Below are 15,925 nucleotides of genomic sequence, written 5' to 3'. Positions count from 1 at the left end.
GAGCCCGCACCACCGGCACCCGCGCACGTCCCCGCCGGCCGCCGAGGCCGGCGCGCCCGAGAGAGAGCCCGTCCCTTGGCATCTGCCGCCCCGCCCCCGATCCCCTCCCCGCCCTCGCCGTCCTCCCCCTCCGCGCGGCACACCGGGACCGCGCTGGAGCTGCTCGTCCACGGCGTCGGCGGCACCACCCCGCAGGAGATGCTGGACGACCCCCGTACGGTCCGGGTCACCGGGGACGCGACCGCCGCCGTGTACCGCCGTACCGAGGACGTCGACGGGGAGAAGCACCCCGAGCGCTACCGGGACGAGCCCGTGGCCGAGGCGTACTGCTGGTCCGGCCTCACCTCCGGCAACGGCTCCCGCGCGCTGTGGCTGCTGCTCCTGCCGTTCATGGTGGTCAACCTCGCCCACTGGATGCGCCCCTCCGCCGTCGGCCGCACCCGCGCGGTCCGGCTGTACGGCGTCCTGGTGCGGCTCCTCGCGCTCAGCCTCACCGTGCTGCTCACGGCGGCCGCCTGCGAGGTCGCCCTGGACCTGGTGGCCTGGCAGTGCGCGGGCCTTGACGCCTGCGCCGTACGGCGTTCCTGGCTCGGCTTCCTGTCAGCCCATCAGGGCGGCTGGTGGTCCCAGCCGGGCCGCCGCCTCGCCCTCGCGGCGGCCGTGCCCGCCGCCCTGGTGGGACTGCTGTGGTATCTCTCCAACCGGACCTGGAGCGCGTACGAGTCCCAACGCCCGCTGGACGGGCAGGACTTCGACACCGGAGACCCCTTCGGGATGGAGGAGGCCCACGGCCCCGGCGCGCCCGAACCGGACGCCGAGGGCTGCCCGCGTCCGACCGTACCGGTCCGTCCCGCACTCGGCAGGCCGGGCTTCTGGTACGGGCGACGACTGGTCGCCCGGCTCCGCGCCGCCCACACGGCCGCCGGCTTCCTGACCGTCGCCGCGGCCGTCGTCGGCGCCGCCGCGCGGTACGACCGGGGCGAGGGAGGGCCGGTCGCGGCGTTCCTGGGCACGGCCGTCGAGGGCGGCATCGCCGGGTGCGCCCTGATCACCGTCGCGGTCGTCTGCCGCCGGGGCCGCAGCGAACGGACCCGCGACACCCGGCTGGACGGCGCGCTGATCACCTATCTGCCCGGCTCCGCGCTGGCCCTGCTCGCCCTCGCCGTCGTGCACGCCGCCTGGTCGCGCCCCGACTGGCAGTCCGCCGGCACTCTGCCCGGCGAGGCCGCCTTCCGGCTGCTCTCCCTCGGCCAGGGCATCCTCGTCGTCGCGCTCGCCGTCGTCGCCCGGGGCCTCTACCTGCGTGCCCCCGACCCCCGTACCGTCCTGCGCGGGCTCGGCGGCCCCGTCGTCGCCATGCTCGCCTGCGCGCTCGGCGGCGTGATGACCGGAGGCGTGGCCCAGCGCGTCGCCGACTGGCTCGACGGGCCCGGCACCCCGGGCATGGGCCACGACACCGACATTCCCGGGCCGCCGGTCGTGCTCAGCTGGCAGGCGTCCGTCATCCCGGTGCTCCTGATCCTCCTGCTCGTGCCGGTCGTGTTCCTGGTCGTCCGCACCGCGCGCCGTGCCCGTCGCCTCGGGCCGGTGATCGAGGCGGAGTACGCCCCCGAGCAGCCGGACGAGGGCCGTACCCGCCGTATCGCCCGGATCCGCGCGACCGCCGCCCTCACCGACTCCGCGCCCTGGATCGTCGGCGTGGTCTCCGCCGCCACCCTGCTGCTCGGAGCGGGGGCGGTGGCCGGAGCCTGGGTCAGCGACGAGGTACCGGGCCGGGCGGCGGACGGGAGGGGGCCGCTCCTCGAATCGCTCGCCGACGCGGCCCAGTCGACCGGCTCCTGGCTGATCGGCCTCGGCTTCATACTGTTCGTCGCCGGGGGCCGCCGTGCCTACAAGGACGCCTCGGCCCGCCGCACCATCGGCATCCTCTGGGACGTGGGCACCTTCTGGCCGCGCGCCGCCCACCCCTTCGCGCCCCCGTGCTACGCCGAACGCGCCGTCCCCGACCTCGCGTCCCGGATGTCGGCCTGGACGGCGACCACCCCTCGGGGCCGGCTGGTCATCTCGGGCCACTCACAGGGCAGCGTCCTCGCCGCGTCCGCCGTGTGGCAACTCCCCGACGCCACCCGCCGCCGGATCGCCCTGCTCACCTACGGATCGCCCCTGGAGCGGCTGTACGGACGGTGGTTCCCGGCCTACTTCGGCCCCGAACCGCTGCTGGGGCTGCACCGGTCGGTGCGCTGCTGGCGCAACCTGTGGCGGGCGACCGATCCGATCGGCGGCCCCGTCCGGATCTGCGCCGACCCCGACCCGGGTGTCGACCGGGGCCCGCTGAAGGACCCGCAGGCCTACGGGCGGACCACGAGGCTCCCGCTGCCCGAACCGATCCTCGGCCACTCCGACTACCAGGCCGACCCCGCCTTCGCCGAGGCGCGGGCCGACCTCCTCGACGCGCTGGGGCCCAGGCTGCCCCGGCAGGCCGGGGCCGGGCTTCACGAGGACAGTTCGGGGAGGTCCTCGGGGTAGAGCAGGGTCAGGTCGTCCGTACTCGTCTCGGCGAGCTGGGCGACCCGGCCCGCGTGCCGCTCCACCATCGACTCGAACGTCTGGCGGGCGGTGCGGCCGTTGCCGAAGGCGGGGCCCTTGGGAAGCTCGGTGAAGTACTTCAGCAGCGCCTCCCCGGTGCCCTCCGCCAGGCTGTACTCGTGCTCGTCGGCCTGCTGCCCGACGATCCGCAGCAGCTCCTCGGGGAGGTAGTCGCCGAAGGTGATGGTCCGGGAGAACCGCGAGGCCACCCCGGGGTTGACGGTGAGGAAGCGCTCCATCTCCAGGGTGTAGCCCGCGACGATCACGACCACCGCGTCCCGGTGGTCCTCCATCAGCTTCACCAGCGTGTCGATGGCCTCCCGTCCGAAGTCCCGGCCGGAGTCCTCGGGGGAGAGGGCGTACGCCTCGTCGACGAACAGCACCCCGCCGCGCGCCCGGTCGAACGCCTCCTGCGTCCGGATCGCCGTCGACCCGATGTGCTCCCCGACCAGGTCCACCCGCGAGACCTCGACCAGATGACCCCGTTCCAGCACGCCGAGCGAGGCCAGGATCTCCCCGTACAGCCGGGCGACCGTCGTCTTGCCCGTGCCGGGGGATCCGGTGAAGACGAGGTGGCGGCGGACGGAGGCGGCCTTGAGCCCGGCCTCCTGGCGGCGGCGGCCCACCTCGATCATGTCGGTCAGCGCCCGCACCTCGCGCTTGACGCTCTCCAGGCCCACCAGCGCGTCCAGTTCGCCGAGGACCGCCGAGGAGTCCCGGGCCGGCTTCGCCGGGGCGGGCGGCTCCGGGACGGGCTCGGCCGGGCGCTGACCGGGCAGGGCTCCCAGCAGTCCGGGCGCGGCCTGCGTGGCCGTCAGCACCGGGGGCGCCGGGGCCGGTGCCGTGCGCAGCGCGCTCTCGTCGCTCGTGCAGTCCTCGACCACGGGACCGGTCCCCGAAGCGCCGTCGCCCTCGGGGAACTCGTACCCGCCCCGCGCGCACCGCTCCGTACGGCAGCGGGTCAGGGTGGTGCGGCAGCCGTCCATGACGTGGAAGCCGTAGCCCTCGCTGCCGGTCACCCGGCAGCCGTCGAAGGTGCCGCGGCCCTCGGCCGAGACGTAGAACCCCGCCTCGGCCGGTGAGGTGACCGTGCAGCGCTCGATGGCGGGGTCGGCGCCCTTGGTGACGATGACCCCCGTCTGCGCCGCGTCGATCGTGCAGTTGCTCAGCGTGCCGCCGCTGCCGTGGTCGCGGAACCAGGCGCCCGTGGACGCCTCCCTGATCCGGCAGTCGTCGAGCTGGGCGGTGGCCCCGTCGCTCACCGAGACGGCGGTGTTGCGGATCTGGGAGAGGTCGCTGTCGACGACGTCGGCGCGCGAGCCCCGGTCCAGGACGAAGAGCGCGTCCGGTACGTCGTGCACCCGGCAGGCGTCCAGTATCACCGTCGCCCCGTCGCTGACCCAGACCGCCGGGTAGTCGCCCGTACTGTCGTGTATCTCGCACTGGTTGGCGTCGACCCGGGTCCCGGGATCCCAGACGGAGAGGCCGTTGCGGCCGAACCGGCGGACCGTGGAGCGGGTCAGGGTGAGGACCGAGCGGGACCGCAGATCGACCGCGTTCTCCGGAATGTCGTGGATGTCGCAGTCGGCGAGCGTCAGCACCGCGTCGGTGTCCAGCGTGACGCCGTCCGCCGACGTGCGGTGCACCGTGCAGTCGGTCAGGTGCGCCGAGGCACGGGCGGTGACCTGGACGCCGCTGCCCTTGATCTCGTACACCTCGCAGCCGAACGCCTCCAGGCCGCTGCCCTCGCCGGTGACGCCGATGCCGGCTCCGGAGGCGTGGTGGATCCGGCAGCGGTCCAGACGCGGGTGGCCGCCGTCGCGGACCGAGACGCCCGACTGGCCCGCCGAGACGATCTCGCACTCCTCGAACACACCGCCCGCGCCGTCCAGTACGGCGATGCCGACGCCGGCCGGGTTGTCGACCGTGCACCGCCTCACGGTGGGGCGGGCCGCGCCGCGCACCTCGATGCCCGCGGCGGACCGCGTCACGATCCGCAGGTCACGCAGTTCCGCCGTGCCGTCCTCGACCAGCAGCGCCGGGGCCGCCGCGTCCTGGCCCTCGATGTGGAGGTCCTGGACGATCGCGGAGGCGCGCACGGTCAGCGGTACGCCGTCGGCCGGGGCGATCCGGACGGAACCGACCGGCCCGTCGGGGCCGCGCAGCGTCACCGCGCGGTGGACCACGAGGTTCTCCCGGTACGTTCCGGGCGCGACGGTGAGGATGTCTCCGTCGGCCGCCGCCTCCAGGGCCGCGGAGAGGGAGGCGTACTCGCCCGTGCGGCGGCGCCATCGCGATGTGCCGGTGTGCGTCACCTGGACCGTGCCCTGTGCCATGGCGTTGCTGTGCCCCCACCTCGTGCTGTGCGATGCCTCGGGCCCGTCCGTCGCCGGGAGGCGGACGGGGTCGGACCACCGTAGCGCGCGCGAGGGGAGGGAGTTGACGGGTCGGCCCCGCCGGACACGCACCGGGGCGGGGCGGTGGCGGTCAGCCGCCCGTTCCGGTCCTGCCCCAGTGCGGAGCCGTCGCGGCCCACTCCCGGTCGAGCCGTGCGTGGCGCAGCCGCACCAGGCGTCTGACGACCAGCCGTCGGCCCGCCTCGACGCCTGCGGCGGCGACCAGGAAGGAGCCGACGCCGCCCAGCAACGCGTGGGTCCGGGCGGTGTGGCCGTCCATCGGCGGAGCAACCGGCAGGCCCGCCGCGTCGGTCCAGATCCGCAGCCGGGACCCCGGGGGGCCGGGCCGCGAGGCGACGGCCACCTCCCCGGTGCGCGTGGTGCCGTCCGGAGCCGGCCAGGACACCGTCACCCGGGCGCGCGGGGACTGCCGGCCGCCCTCTGGATCACCGGCGAACCGCGTCGGCCCGACCACGACCGCCTCGACCGCGTGGCGCTCCGCGTGCTGGGCGTGCACCGCTCGCCGGAGAGCGGCGTCGGCGACCGCGCCGCCCGCCCACCCCGCGACCGGGGCGCCGGTCACGAGGAGCAGCAGCGCCCCGAGCGCCACCCACGCCTCGTGCCGGTCAGGGGCATGGCGCAGCGGGCCGCGCCGTCCCAGCAGCGTCTCCCACAGCACACGCACCCCGAGCCCCCTCCGTCGACTTCCTGCCGGGCGGGGGCCGGTGTGCGGCCGGTGGCCGTCGGCGCGCCCGTCTCCCGGGCGCGCCCGATGCCCGGTGCGTCCCCCGGCGCACCGTGCCGCACGACTGATGCGAGGTTCAGTATCCCCGGCTCTGGTACGGCCGGTTGTACGGGTCCTCGTAGGGCGACTGCGCCGGTACGGGCCGCGGCGAGGCCGGTCGCATGGCCTCGTACCCGGTGGCGGGCGCGGGCCGCTGCGGCTGGGCCTGCTGCGGGTAGCCGCGGACCGCAGAGGGCTGCTGCGGGATGTACGGCGCGGGCGCGTGCTGGAGTTGGGCGGGCTGCGCCGGCGCGGGAGCCTGCTGGTACTGCGGCATCGGCTGCTGCTGCGGGTAGCCGTAGGAGCCGGACTGCTGCGGCGCCGCGGGCAGGGCGGGCAGCGCCGACGGCAGGGCCGGCAGATAGCTGTTGCCCGTGTCGTACGCGGCCGGGACGCGGATGGGGGCGATCTGAGGGGTTCCCCGCTCCGCGACCAAGGAGTCGTAGATCGGAGTGTCGGGGAACGACGCGGCGTAGTAGCCGCCGCCGAAGGTGGAGCGGGGGGACGTCATGCCACCTAAGTTAAGCCCACGATGTGCTGGATGGGGAGTCCCAATCGTCGGGTTATCCGATTTACGCTGGTTCTGTGCTCCTGGGCTGCCGGAACGCGGTTAAAGCTTTCGTTGACGGCAGGGGTCTTTCCGTCGACGGACGGCTCCCTTCGCCCGCGCTCCCGGCCTTGACCGGTAACGGCTCGGACGCGGTTGGTGAGAGTCGAATGGTGTTCGCCCAAAGGGCGAGGCGGCCCGGATCGGCCGCGCGGAGATCGTCCGCGGAGCGAAAGGCGCCGTCCTCCCCGGGTGCTCGGCGCCGGGGAAGCGGTGGGTCGGGCGGGATCGGACGGCCGGGGCGAGCGCCGACGGCGGCGTCGCGAAGGAGCGTACGCGCTTCCGCAGGCCGCGGCCGTCACCGCTCCGGGGGTGCCGTGCGCGCCGCCGGGAACTCCGCTGCCGGCCGCGCCGGTTCGGCGGGCTCCCGTCGCGTCCTTCGGCGCGGCGCCGTGAGCGCCGATGACCGGCCGGACCTCGGAAGCGGTGCGCTCCCGTTTACGCGTGCGGGCGAGAGGGATTCCGCTCAGACCGCGGGCACGGGTTTGAGGTCCGCGATGTCCGCGAGTGAGATGAGCATCCGCTCGTGGAGGAATCTCACCATGGTCCAGTGCGGCAGAGCTCCGGCGTCGAACGGGCCGAATTCCCGGCAGTAGAGGGGAATCCAACGCAATGCCTCCTCCAGTACCTGTTCGCGTCCCGGGCCTTCCTGGTAGTCCTCGTAGGCGATGCTGCGGTGATGGATGAAGAACCGCCCGGGCAGCCGCTCCTCGCACAGCGCTCGGTATTCACGTGTCTGCAGGATGAGGAAATGCCAGATCTCGTCGATGTCCTGTTCGACCGGCAGGAAAAGGCCGCCGAGCCGCTCCGGGTACCGGGAGACGAGATAGAGGTACCGCAGGCATTCCGTGACCTGACGCTCCACGAACGCGGGCGGCGCGCCGGGCGCCTTGTCCTGAAAATGCCGTACCACCTCGGCGTGGAGACCCTTTCCGAGGATCAGGGTGAGGTCGTCGGCGGAAAGGGTCCGTGCGCCGTTCATGGCACTCCTCGTGCTCGGGTGGTGGGGCGGGGCGTCAGGCGCGGTCGGCGGTGAGCCAGGCGTACTTGCCGGAAGGACCGATCGGAATGCGGGCGCGGTGCTCGATCCGGCAGTTCCGTCCGGTCAGTTCACCGGTGCTCCGCCGCAGCGACTCCGTCTCGGCGGCCCCGAGAGGCTCGCCGGTGAACGTCGTGTAGAGCAGGGTCGCCTCCGTATCGCCGTGGAGGCGGAGTTGGTGCAGAAAGATCCGCGGGGTGGCGGCCGCGATATGCCGGTCGAGGTCGCCCTGTGCGACGGGGCCGTCCGGTGTCGTGAGCAATTCCTTGAGACGGCCGCAGAATTGGACGATCTTCCCGGGGTCCGGTGTGCCGTCGAGCGTGCGTACGCAATCGCCGGTCCGGTAGCGGACGAGTGGCATGTGGGGATTGCGCACGCTGGTGACGATCAACTGGTGGATGGCGCCCCCGGGGGCCGCCGGCAGCAGTTCCACGCTCATCCGGTCGAGGTGGGGCCAGTACCTGCCCTCCCGGTCGCTGTAGAAGAGGTAGCCCAACTCCGTACTGCCGTACAGGTCGATGACCGGGCACGCGAAGCGCCGGTGCAGGAACCGCCGCACGTTCACCGGGGTGTACTCGTAGGCGTGGACGATGCTGGCGGGCTCCGGGAACGCGTTCTCCAGGCCCCATGCCTCGACCTTCCGCACCAGATGCGCCAAGTGGTAGCCGGAGCAGTCGAGATGGTATTCGCCGCGCGGATGCGCGGAGCGGGCAAGGTCGATCTCGCCGAGCATCCGCAGCACGTCCTCGCGGGTCCAGCGCGCCGGGTCCAGGCGGAGGTTCAGATAGGAGGTGCGTTCGTCCAGCCGGCGGTCGGCCGGGGTGGGCGGACGCCCCGGCTCGGCGCCGCGCCGGGCGGCGTTGACCCGCGCCACGTGCTCCGTGGCGAGGACCGTGGTCAGGGAGAGACGGGGGCAGCCCGACTCCCAGGTCCGGCCGATGTCGGGGTGGTCGCGCCACAACGCGTAGTACGAGCGGAGCAGGAAGTACGGCGGCCGGATGATCCGCATGCGGGCGTGGTTGGTGCCGGTCGACAGGACGAACTCCGCCTCGCCGTTCCGCAGCGCCGCCGCCAGCCGGGGCGTCATCCAGTTGTCGGGGAACCCGCGGGCGATCTCCGTCTTGTCCAGTACGGGGAAACAGCCGTTCGCCAAGGACTCCTGATAGATCGGTATGTCGCGAATATGGTCGATGACCTCGTCGGTCGGCCGGACCATGATGAATTCCCTCTCATGTTTCGATCGGCTGAAGACACAGGGGACGGGGAGATCCGGAACGGGGCGCCCGGGAGCGGTCCGCGGTGGGGGGAGCGATCTCCGACGGACCTGATCCCGGGCGCCCCGCGGCCGGTCAGGAAATGCAGCCGGCCTTCGGCGCCGCGCTGATGCATCCGCTCTTGGGAGCGGCGCTGATACAGCCGTTCTTCGGGGACTGCCGGGCCGAGTTGGCGGCGAGCCAATTCTGCCAGACGCCGTCCTCGGACATCTTCTTGATGAGCTGTTCCATGGGGTCCTCCGATGACAGTGCGGAAGGTACTCCGGGCGATGGGCCGACGGTGAATCAATCACCTCTCGACCCGCTCGCCGAATGTAAAAGCGCCCTTGAGCGACTGTCAATGAACGGTAATGCCGTATCGGGGGAAGCGGCTTGTGGCCGGGGGGATCCGCCGCGATTCCGGCGCGGGTTTCCCGGGGTGCGACGGGTGCGCGGCACGACCCGCGGGCTCTCTCGCGCCGGCCGTGAAGTCCCTGATGGGCGCGGGTGGGCCGGGTGGCGCGGAGGGTCTTCCGCCACCCTCGCGACAGCGCCGTCACGAGCGGCGGGAGAAGCCGCCGGCCTCGAAGATGAGAATGCTCTCCTCGAACCCGTCACCAGGGCCGCGCGCAGGGAGAATGGCCCGATGGTGTGGCGAGGGGTGGGATCGGTTCTGACGGGATGCGGCGCGGGGGCTGTGGCGTTACTGGCCCTCTGGTTATGGCCCGGACAGAGCGTGCCCCCCTCGATGGGGCCCGTCGTGGTCGTGCCCGTCCCGCACGGTCCGACGCCCTCGGCGGCCCCGCCGACCGGCCCCGGCCGCCCCGCGGCGACGCCGCCCGCCGTCGCGCCCGGTCCCTCCCGCACCTGTTCGGGCGGCCGGCCCGTACCGCCCCCGCCGCCCCCCGCCGTCGCCGACGACGGGAAGCACGGCTCCCGGACTGCCGCCCGCACCGACGGGCGGGACGCGTCACGCGTCACCGACGACGAGAAGGCGTCACGCCCTCCCCGGGGCGGACCGGACGACGATCGGGGCGCCGAGGGCGACGAGGACGAGGGCGCGTCACACGGCCGGGAAGACACGGACGACGAGTGGGACGACTGATGATCCGGCGCACCGCCAGCGCGCGCTCCCGGATCGTGGGCTGGATGCTTCTGCTGCTCGGCGCGGCCCTGGCCGTGCCCACCTTCGGCATCACGATCGTCTGGCAGGCGGAACTGGACCGCGAGGTCGATGCCCGGCTCCTGTCCGAGGCCGACAAGCTACGCGCGTTCGCCCGCACCTCCCGCGACCCGTACACCGGTGAACGGTTCACCTCCGGCGCCGCGCTGCTGACCGCGTTCATGGCCGTCCACCGCCCCGAGCACAACGCGGCCTTCTTCAGCGTCGTCGACGGGCGGGCGGACCGGCGCAGCCCGGGCCCCGCCCCGGCCCGGCTGGACCGGGACCCGGAGGTCGTGGCCCTGATGGCACGCACGGCCGACACCCGGGTCCGGTGGCTGGACTCCCCGGCGGGCCGGGTCCGTTACGGCGTCGTCCCGGTGCAGATGGCGGGCGACCACGCCGACACCCGGCTCGTCCTGCTGTCCTTCCGGGACCGGGAGCTGCGGCAGGAACGCCACATGGCGCGGCTGCTGCTGGCCTCCGGGTGCTTCGCCCTGGTGGTCGCGGGGCTGGCGAGCTGGCTGGTCGCGGGCCGCGTCCTGGCCCCGATCCGGCTCGTCCGGCAGACGGCCGAGCGGATCAGCGAGACGGACCTGAGCCAGCGGCTGCCGGTGCGGGGGAGCGACGACGTGGCGGCCCTGGCCGAAACGTTCAACCACATGCTTGACCGTCTCTCCGGGGCCTTCATCGCGCAGCGCCGGTTCCTGGACGAGGTGGCGCACGAACTGCGGACCCCCATCACGGTCCTGCGCGGGCATCTGGAGCTGATGGACGAGGACCCCGACAGCAGGCACCGGCACACCCGCGCCCTGCTCGTCGACGAACTGGACCGCATGCGGCGGATCGTGGACGACCTGCTGCTCCTGGCCCGCGCCGAGCGCCCCGACTTCCTCACCCTGGGCCGGGCCGGCCTGACCGACCTGGTGGTCGACGTGGCGGCCAAGGCGCAGGCGCTGGGCCGCAGACGCTGGGCGGTGGCCGAGGTCGCCGACGTCAGCGTGCACCTCGACGAACAACGGGTCACCCAGGCCCTGATGCAGCTCGCCGCCAACGCGGTCGGCCACACCGGAGAAGGGGACGCCATCGAGATCGGGTCGCGCCTGGAGCGCGGCCGGGTCCTGCTGTGGGTGGCGGACACCGGGCCCGGCGTGGCCCCGGAGGACCGCGAACGGATTTTCCAGTGCTTCTACCAGGCGGGCACGGCGGTCCCCGGCAGGGCCGACACCGGCATCGGCCTCGGACTGGCGCTGGTCCGCGAGATCGCCCAGGCGCACGACGGCACGGCGCGCGTAGAGGAGGCTTCCGGGGGCGGCGCGAGATTCGTCATCGACCTCCCCGCCCTGCACCCCACGACCGAAGGAACCCTCAGTGAGCAGGATCCTGATAGCCGAGGACGAGGCAAGAATCGCTGCCTTCGTCGAAAAAGGCCTGCGCCGTAGCGGATACGTCACCCGGGTCGTCGCCGACGGCGTCGCCGCCTACGAGCAGGCCCGGGGCCGCGACTTCGACCTCCTCATACTCGACCTCGGCCTCCCCGGGGACGACGGGCTGACCGTACTGCGCAAGCTGCGGAAGGCGCGTGTCGCCCTGCCCGTCGTCATCCTCACCGCGCGCGACAGCGTGAGCGACGTCGTGGCGGGCCTGGAGAGCGGCGCCGACGACTACATGGTCAAGCCGTTCGCCTTCGACGAACTGCTGGCCCGCGTACGGCTGCGCCTGCGCCGCGAGGAGCCGCCGGAGAACTTCCTGCTGCGGGTGGGCGATCTGCTCCTCGACCTCCGGACCCGCCGGGTCAGGGCCGGCGAACGCGTCACCGACCTGTCGGCCCGCGAGTTCGCCCTCGCCGAGATCCTCATGCGCAACCCCGACCGGGTCCTGTCCCGGGAGCAACTGCTGAGCCAGGTCTGGGGGTTCGACTACGACCCCGGCTCGAACATCGTCGACGTCTACATCCGGTACCTGCGGCGCAAGATCGGAGCCGACCGGGTCCAGACCGTACGGGGCGTGGGCTACCGGCTGCGCGTCTGACCCGCGCTCCGCCGCCGGGCCGAGGGGCCGGCCCGCGCCCCACCCCGGGGCGCCGCTCGCACGCGCCGCACCGACGAGACCCGGGCCGCTCGGATGAGAGCAGTCTCACCGCCGTCTCACCGCCACCTCATGGCCGGCCCGCAGACTCCTCGGTACGGGGCGCCGACGCGACGAGACCCGTGAGCCGGGCGGGGCAGCCGCCGCCGCCCCGCCCGGCACGGGAGCGCCGCCGCGCCCGGCAGCGGACACGGAGGCGAACCCCCCGGCCGCCCCGCGCGGGAGACCCGCACCCGACCACCGCGTACCGCGCGGGCCCGGTCGGCAGGTGCCGGAGGCCGCCCGTGACGATCCACACCACTTCCGTAGGGAGGACACCCCTGTGCGACGACTCATCGACCACGCCCGCACCTTCCCCGCCCGCTGCGGTGAATCGGGCCGTGACCTGAGGGAGTTCGAGGCCGGCCAACGGCCGTCCACCATGTTCATCACCTGCTCCGACTCCCGGGTGGTCCCGGCCCTGCTGACCGGCGCGGAGCCCGGAGAGCTCTTCGAGATGCGCACGGCGGGGAACATCGTCCCGCCCTACGACCCGGACGCGCCCACGAGCGAGATGGCGACCGTCGAGTACGCGGTCTGCGTGCTGGAGGTGTCCGACATCATCCTCTGCGGACACTCCCACTGCGGCGCGGTCGGCGCCCTGGCCCGGGGCGAGGACCTGCGGACGCTGCCCGCGGTACGCGGCTGGCTCGGCCGCTCGGCCCCCGCGGGCGGCTTCCAGGACCCCGAGGGCTTCGGCCCCGACTGCGAACAGCCCGTACAGCGGCACGCGGTGGCGCAACTGGACACGCTGCGCGCCTACCCGTGCGTGGACCGGGCGGTGCGCGAGGGGCGCCTCGGACTGCACGCCTGGTACTACGAGGTCCACACCGGCGCCGTACGGAGCCACCGGATCTCCACCGGAACCTTCTCCTCCCTGTGACAGCGACCCGAGGGTGAGCGCCGCGGTCCGCCCCCGCCGCCGCCCGCTGTCTCCCCCCACTCCCCAAGGAGCTGACGCTCTCATGTCCTCCCCCCACCTCCGGTTACGCCCGGACGCCCTGTCCCAGGACGTCCTCGCCTCGATCGTCGTGTTCCTCGTCGCCGTCCCCCTCTGCGTCGGGATCGCGGTCGCCTCCGGCGTCCCCGCCGAGCTGGGCCTCGTCACGGGCATCGTCGGCGGACTGGTCGCCGGCGCGATGCCCGGCAGCTCGCTCCAGGTCAGCGGCCCCGCCGCCGGGCTCACCGTCCTGGTGTACGAGGCCGTCACCACCCACGGCGTCGCCGCGCTCGGCATCCTCGTCCTGGCCACGGGACTCCTCCAGGTCGGACTGGGCCTCGTCGGCTTCGGCCGGTGGTTCCGCGCCATCTCGACCGCCGTCGTCCACGGCATGCTCGCCGGCATCGGACTCGTACTGATCAGCAGCCAGCTCTACGCCATGGCCGGGGCGAGCGCACCCGGGAGCGGCCTCGACAACCTGGCCGGACTGCCGGACCTGTTCACCCGCGTCACCGGCCCCGCGGCGCTGTCCTCCACGGCCATCGGCGTCGGCACCATCGCCGTGCTGATCCTGTGGAAGCGGCTCCCGGGCCGGCTGCCGGGGGTGCTCCCCGGGCCCCTGGTGGCCGTCGCGCTCGCCATCGCGGCGGTGGCGCTGTTCGACCTGCCCGTCGCCACCATCGAGGTCCGGGGCCTGATCGACTCGCTGCGGCTGACGGGACTGGACGACTTCGGCCTCCTGGCCGACCTCGGGCTCCTGGGCGTCGTCTTCGCCTTCACCCTCATCGCCTCGGCCGAATCCCTCTTCAGCGCCGCCGCCGTGGACCGGATGCACGACGGACCGCGCACCCAGTACAACAAGGAACTCATCGCCCAGGGCGCGGGCAACACCCTCTGCGGCCTCGTCGGCGCGCTGCCCATGACCGCCGTCATCGTGCGCAGCGCGGCCAACGTGCAGGCCGGCGCGCGCACCAAGGCGTCCCGCATCCTGCACGGGGTGTGGCTCCTGCTGTTCGCGGCCCTGTTCCCCGCCGCGCTCGGGCTGATCCCCGTGGCCGCCCTCGCCGGAATCCTCGTCCACGCGGGTGCGAAGCTCATCCCCGTCACGACCATCCGGCCGCTCTGGCGCGAACACCGGGGCGAGGCCGTCGTCCTGACGGCGACCGCGCTGGCGATCATCCTCACGGACATGTTCATGGGGGTGCTGCTCGGCATCGGGCTGGCCGTGGTGAAGACCGCGTGGGAGACCTCCGCCGTACGCCTCGACGTCGACGAGCGGGAGGACCGCGTCACGGTCGCCCTCAGCGGCAGCGCCACCTTCCTGCGCCTGCCGCTGATCCTGGACACCCTGGAAGCCCTCCCGAAGGACCGGCCGGTGGAGCTCGACCTCTCGCGGCTGCGCCACCTGGACCACGCCTGCCGCACGGCGCTGGAGGCGTGGACCGCGCACAGCGCCGGGGCCCACGCTTCGGCCGACGGCGGGGGACCGCGCGGGGTCGCACTCGCGGCCGCCGCTCCGGACGGCCGAAGGCCCCCGGAACCAGGACGGTAGCCGGGTTCGCCCCGGCGCCGGCCGTCCGTACGCCCCGGCCCTGCCGCCGCCCCGTCGGGCGGCGGCAGGGCCCCGGCCGCCCCCTCTCCGGGCGGGTCCCCCACCTCGCGCCGAGGCCGGGGGACTAGGTTGTGGGGGCTGCCCGGCGGGCAGCCGGACTCGTGATGGGGGCGACCATGACCATGCAAAAGGGAAGCAACGTTCCGGTGCCGGCCGGCACCGTGCGCGTCGAGGTGGGGCGGCAGAACGCGCCGGGCGCCCCCGACGTCGACGCCTCCGCACTCCTGCTGGTGGCGGGCAGGGTGCGCGACGACGCCGACTTCGTCTTCTACAACCAGCCCGCCCACGCCTCCGGTGCGGTGAGGCACGAAGGCAAGCAGACCGCCGCCGACCGGGTCACCGACACCCTCGTCGTCGACTTCGGGAAGATCGAGGCCGGGATCGAACGCGTCGTCCTCGCCGCCTCGGCGGACGGCGGAACCTTCGGCCGGGTGGCCGGGCTCCACGTGCGGATCACCGACGCGGCGAGCGGTGCGGAACTGGCCCGCTTCGACAGCACGGACGCCACCGTCGAGACCGCGTTCATTCTCGGCGAGCTGTACCTGCGTCAGGGCGCCTGGAAGTTCCGCGCGGTGGGCCAGGGATACAGCAGCGGCCTCGAAGGGCTGGCCACGGACTTCGGCATCTCCGTGGACGAACCGCAGCACGCCCCGGCCCCCGCCCCGCAGGCCCCGGCGGCTCCTCCCGCACCGCCCCGGCCCGCCGCGCCCGCGCCCGCCCCGGCACCCGCTGCTCCGGCCCCCGCGCCTCCGGCGCCCGCCGCCCCCGCACCCGTACGGCTCACCAAGATCACGCTGACCAAGAGCGCCCCGGCCGTCTCGCTCGCCAAGCAGGGCGGCACCTCCGGCGCCCTGCGCGTCAACCTCAACTGGGAGGTCCGTAAGCAGTTCAAGGGCTGGGGGGCGAAGCTCGGACGGGCCGTCGCCATGCACGCCGACCTCGACCTCGACCTCTGCGCCCTGTACGAACTCGCCGACGGGCGCAAGGGGGTCGTCCAGGCGCTCGGCAACGCGTTCGGCGCGCTGGACCGGCCGCCCTTCATCCACCTCGACGGCGACGACCGCACCGGCGCGGTCTCCAGCGGCGAGAACATGACCATCAACCTCGACCACAAGGACCTGCTGCGCCGCGTCCTGATCTTCGTCACCATCTACGAGGGCGCGCGGAGCTTCGCCGACCTGCACGCCACGGTCACCCTCCAGCCGCAGAACGGCGCACCCGTCGACTTCTCCCTCGACGAGTGCACCGTGCCGTCCACCGTCTGCGCCCTCGCCCTCATCACCAACGACGGAGGCGAACTCACCGTGCGGCGCGAGGCCCGCTACCTCGTCCCGAACCGGGGCGTCAGCCCGCAGCGCACCATCGACGCCGCCTACGGCTGGGGCATGAACTGGACGCCCGGCCGCAAGTGACCGGCGC

13 protein-coding genes are annotated in these 15,925 nt (G+C 73.7%); 7 read left to right on the top strand and 6 right to left on the bottom strand.

The features are described from left to right. Positions 1–75: 75 nt before the first annotated feature. A complete protein-coding gene (locus IF19_RS0122250; RefSeq protein WP_030276787.1) occupies positions 76–2,526 on the top strand; it encodes a membrane protein in 2,451 nt (816 codons plus the stop codon). Here IF19_RS0122250 and IF19_RS0122245 read toward each other — a convergent pair. The 6 genes from IF19_RS0122245 to IF19_RS1000000137770 form a co-directional block, all read right to left on the bottom strand. Next, positions 2,493–4,922, bottom strand: a complete 2,430-nt coding sequence (locus IF19_RS0122245) for a right-handed parallel beta-helix repeat-containing protein (protein ID WP_030189754.1) — start codon at positions 4,920–4,922, stop codon at positions 2,493–2,495. The genes IF19_RS0122250 and IF19_RS0122245 overlap by 34 nt on opposite strands. Before the next feature lie 151 nt (positions 4,923–5,073). After that, positions 5,074–5,667 carry an Rv1733c family protein gene (locus tag IF19_RS0122240; RefSeq protein WP_030337203.1) on the bottom strand — a complete coding sequence of 198 codons (594 nt, stop codon included), beginning with the start codon at positions 5,665–5,667 and terminating at the stop codon, positions 5,074–5,076. Positions 5,668–5,803: 136 nt separating this feature from the next. Beyond that, positions 5,804–6,277: a DUF6643 family protein gene (locus IF19_RS0122235; protein ID WP_030189756.1), complete on the bottom strand. Its 474-nt coding sequence runs from the start codon at positions 6,275–6,277 to the stop codon at positions 5,804–5,806. Positions 6,278–6,839: 562 nt separating this feature from the next. Further along, entirely contained in the window at positions 6,840–7,355 is a 516-nt protein-coding gene (locus tag IF19_RS0122230) for a glycine-rich domain-containing protein (RefSeq protein ID WP_030116671.1), read from the bottom strand. A 34-nt stretch (positions 7,356–7,389) separates the two neighbouring features. Continuing rightward, on the bottom strand, positions 7,390–8,628 hold the full coding sequence (locus IF19_RS0122225; protein WP_030116672.1) for a phenylacetate--CoA ligase family protein: 1,239 nt from the start codon (positions 8,626–8,628) through the stop codon (positions 7,390–7,392). Between the two features lie 133 nt (positions 8,629–8,761). Beyond that, positions 8,762–8,917 carry a hypothetical protein gene (locus tag IF19_RS1000000137770; protein ID WP_167345049.1) on the bottom strand — a complete coding sequence of 52 codons (156 nt, stop codon included), beginning with the start codon at positions 8,915–8,917 and terminating at the stop codon, positions 8,762–8,764. 484 nt (positions 8,918–9,401) lie between these two features. Between IF19_RS1000000137770 and IF19_RS0122215 the strand changes: the two genes are divergently transcribed. The 6 genes from IF19_RS0122215 (at position 9,402) to IF19_RS0122190 (ending at position 15,918) form a co-directional block, all read left to right on the top strand. Next, entirely contained in the window at positions 9,402–9,770 is a 369-nt protein-coding gene (locus IF19_RS0122215) for a hypothetical protein (RefSeq protein WP_136975144.1), read from the top strand. Next, positions 9,770–11,269, top strand: a complete 1,500-nt coding sequence (locus IF19_RS0122210) for a sensor histidine kinase (protein WP_030189762.1) — start codon at positions 9,770–9,772, stop codon at positions 11,267–11,269. Before IF19_RS0122215 ends, IF19_RS0122210 begins: the two co-directional genes overlap by 1 nt. Next, the gene (locus IF19_RS0122205) at positions 11,199–11,858 is read left to right on the top strand and encodes a response regulator transcription factor (RefSeq protein WP_030116676.1); all 660 of its coding nucleotides are present in this window, start codon (positions 11,199–11,201) and stop codon (positions 11,856–11,858) included. Before IF19_RS0122210 ends, IF19_RS0122205 begins: the two co-directional genes overlap by 71 nt. A gap of 379 nt (positions 11,859–12,237) precedes the next feature. Continuing rightward, the gene (locus IF19_RS0122200) at positions 12,238–12,837 is read left to right on the top strand and encodes a carbonic anhydrase (RefSeq protein WP_030116677.1); all 600 of its coding nucleotides are present in this window, start codon (positions 12,238–12,240) and stop codon (positions 12,835–12,837) included. 82 nt (positions 12,838–12,919) lie between these two features. Beyond that, positions 12,920–14,446 carry a SulP family inorganic anion transporter gene (locus tag IF19_RS0122195; protein ID WP_030116678.1) on the top strand — a complete coding sequence of 509 codons (1,527 nt, stop codon included), beginning with the start codon at positions 12,920–12,922 and terminating at the stop codon, positions 14,444–14,446. Between the two features lie 164 nt (positions 14,447–14,610). Then, positions 14,611–15,918, top strand: a complete 1,308-nt coding sequence (locus tag IF19_RS0122190; protein WP_050493855.1) for a TerD family protein — start codon at positions 14,611–14,613, stop codon at positions 15,916–15,918. The last annotated feature ends 7 nt before the right edge of the window (positions 15,919–15,925 follow it).

It is taken from the genome of Streptomyces californicus, assembly GCF_000717645.1.
Classification (GTDB): Bacteria; Actinomycetota; Actinomycetes; order Streptomycetales; family Streptomycetaceae; genus Streptomyces; species Streptomyces californicus.
The sequence above is the reverse complement of the archived record's forward strand: the minus strand, read 5'-3'. Positions and strand labels throughout refer to the sequence as shown.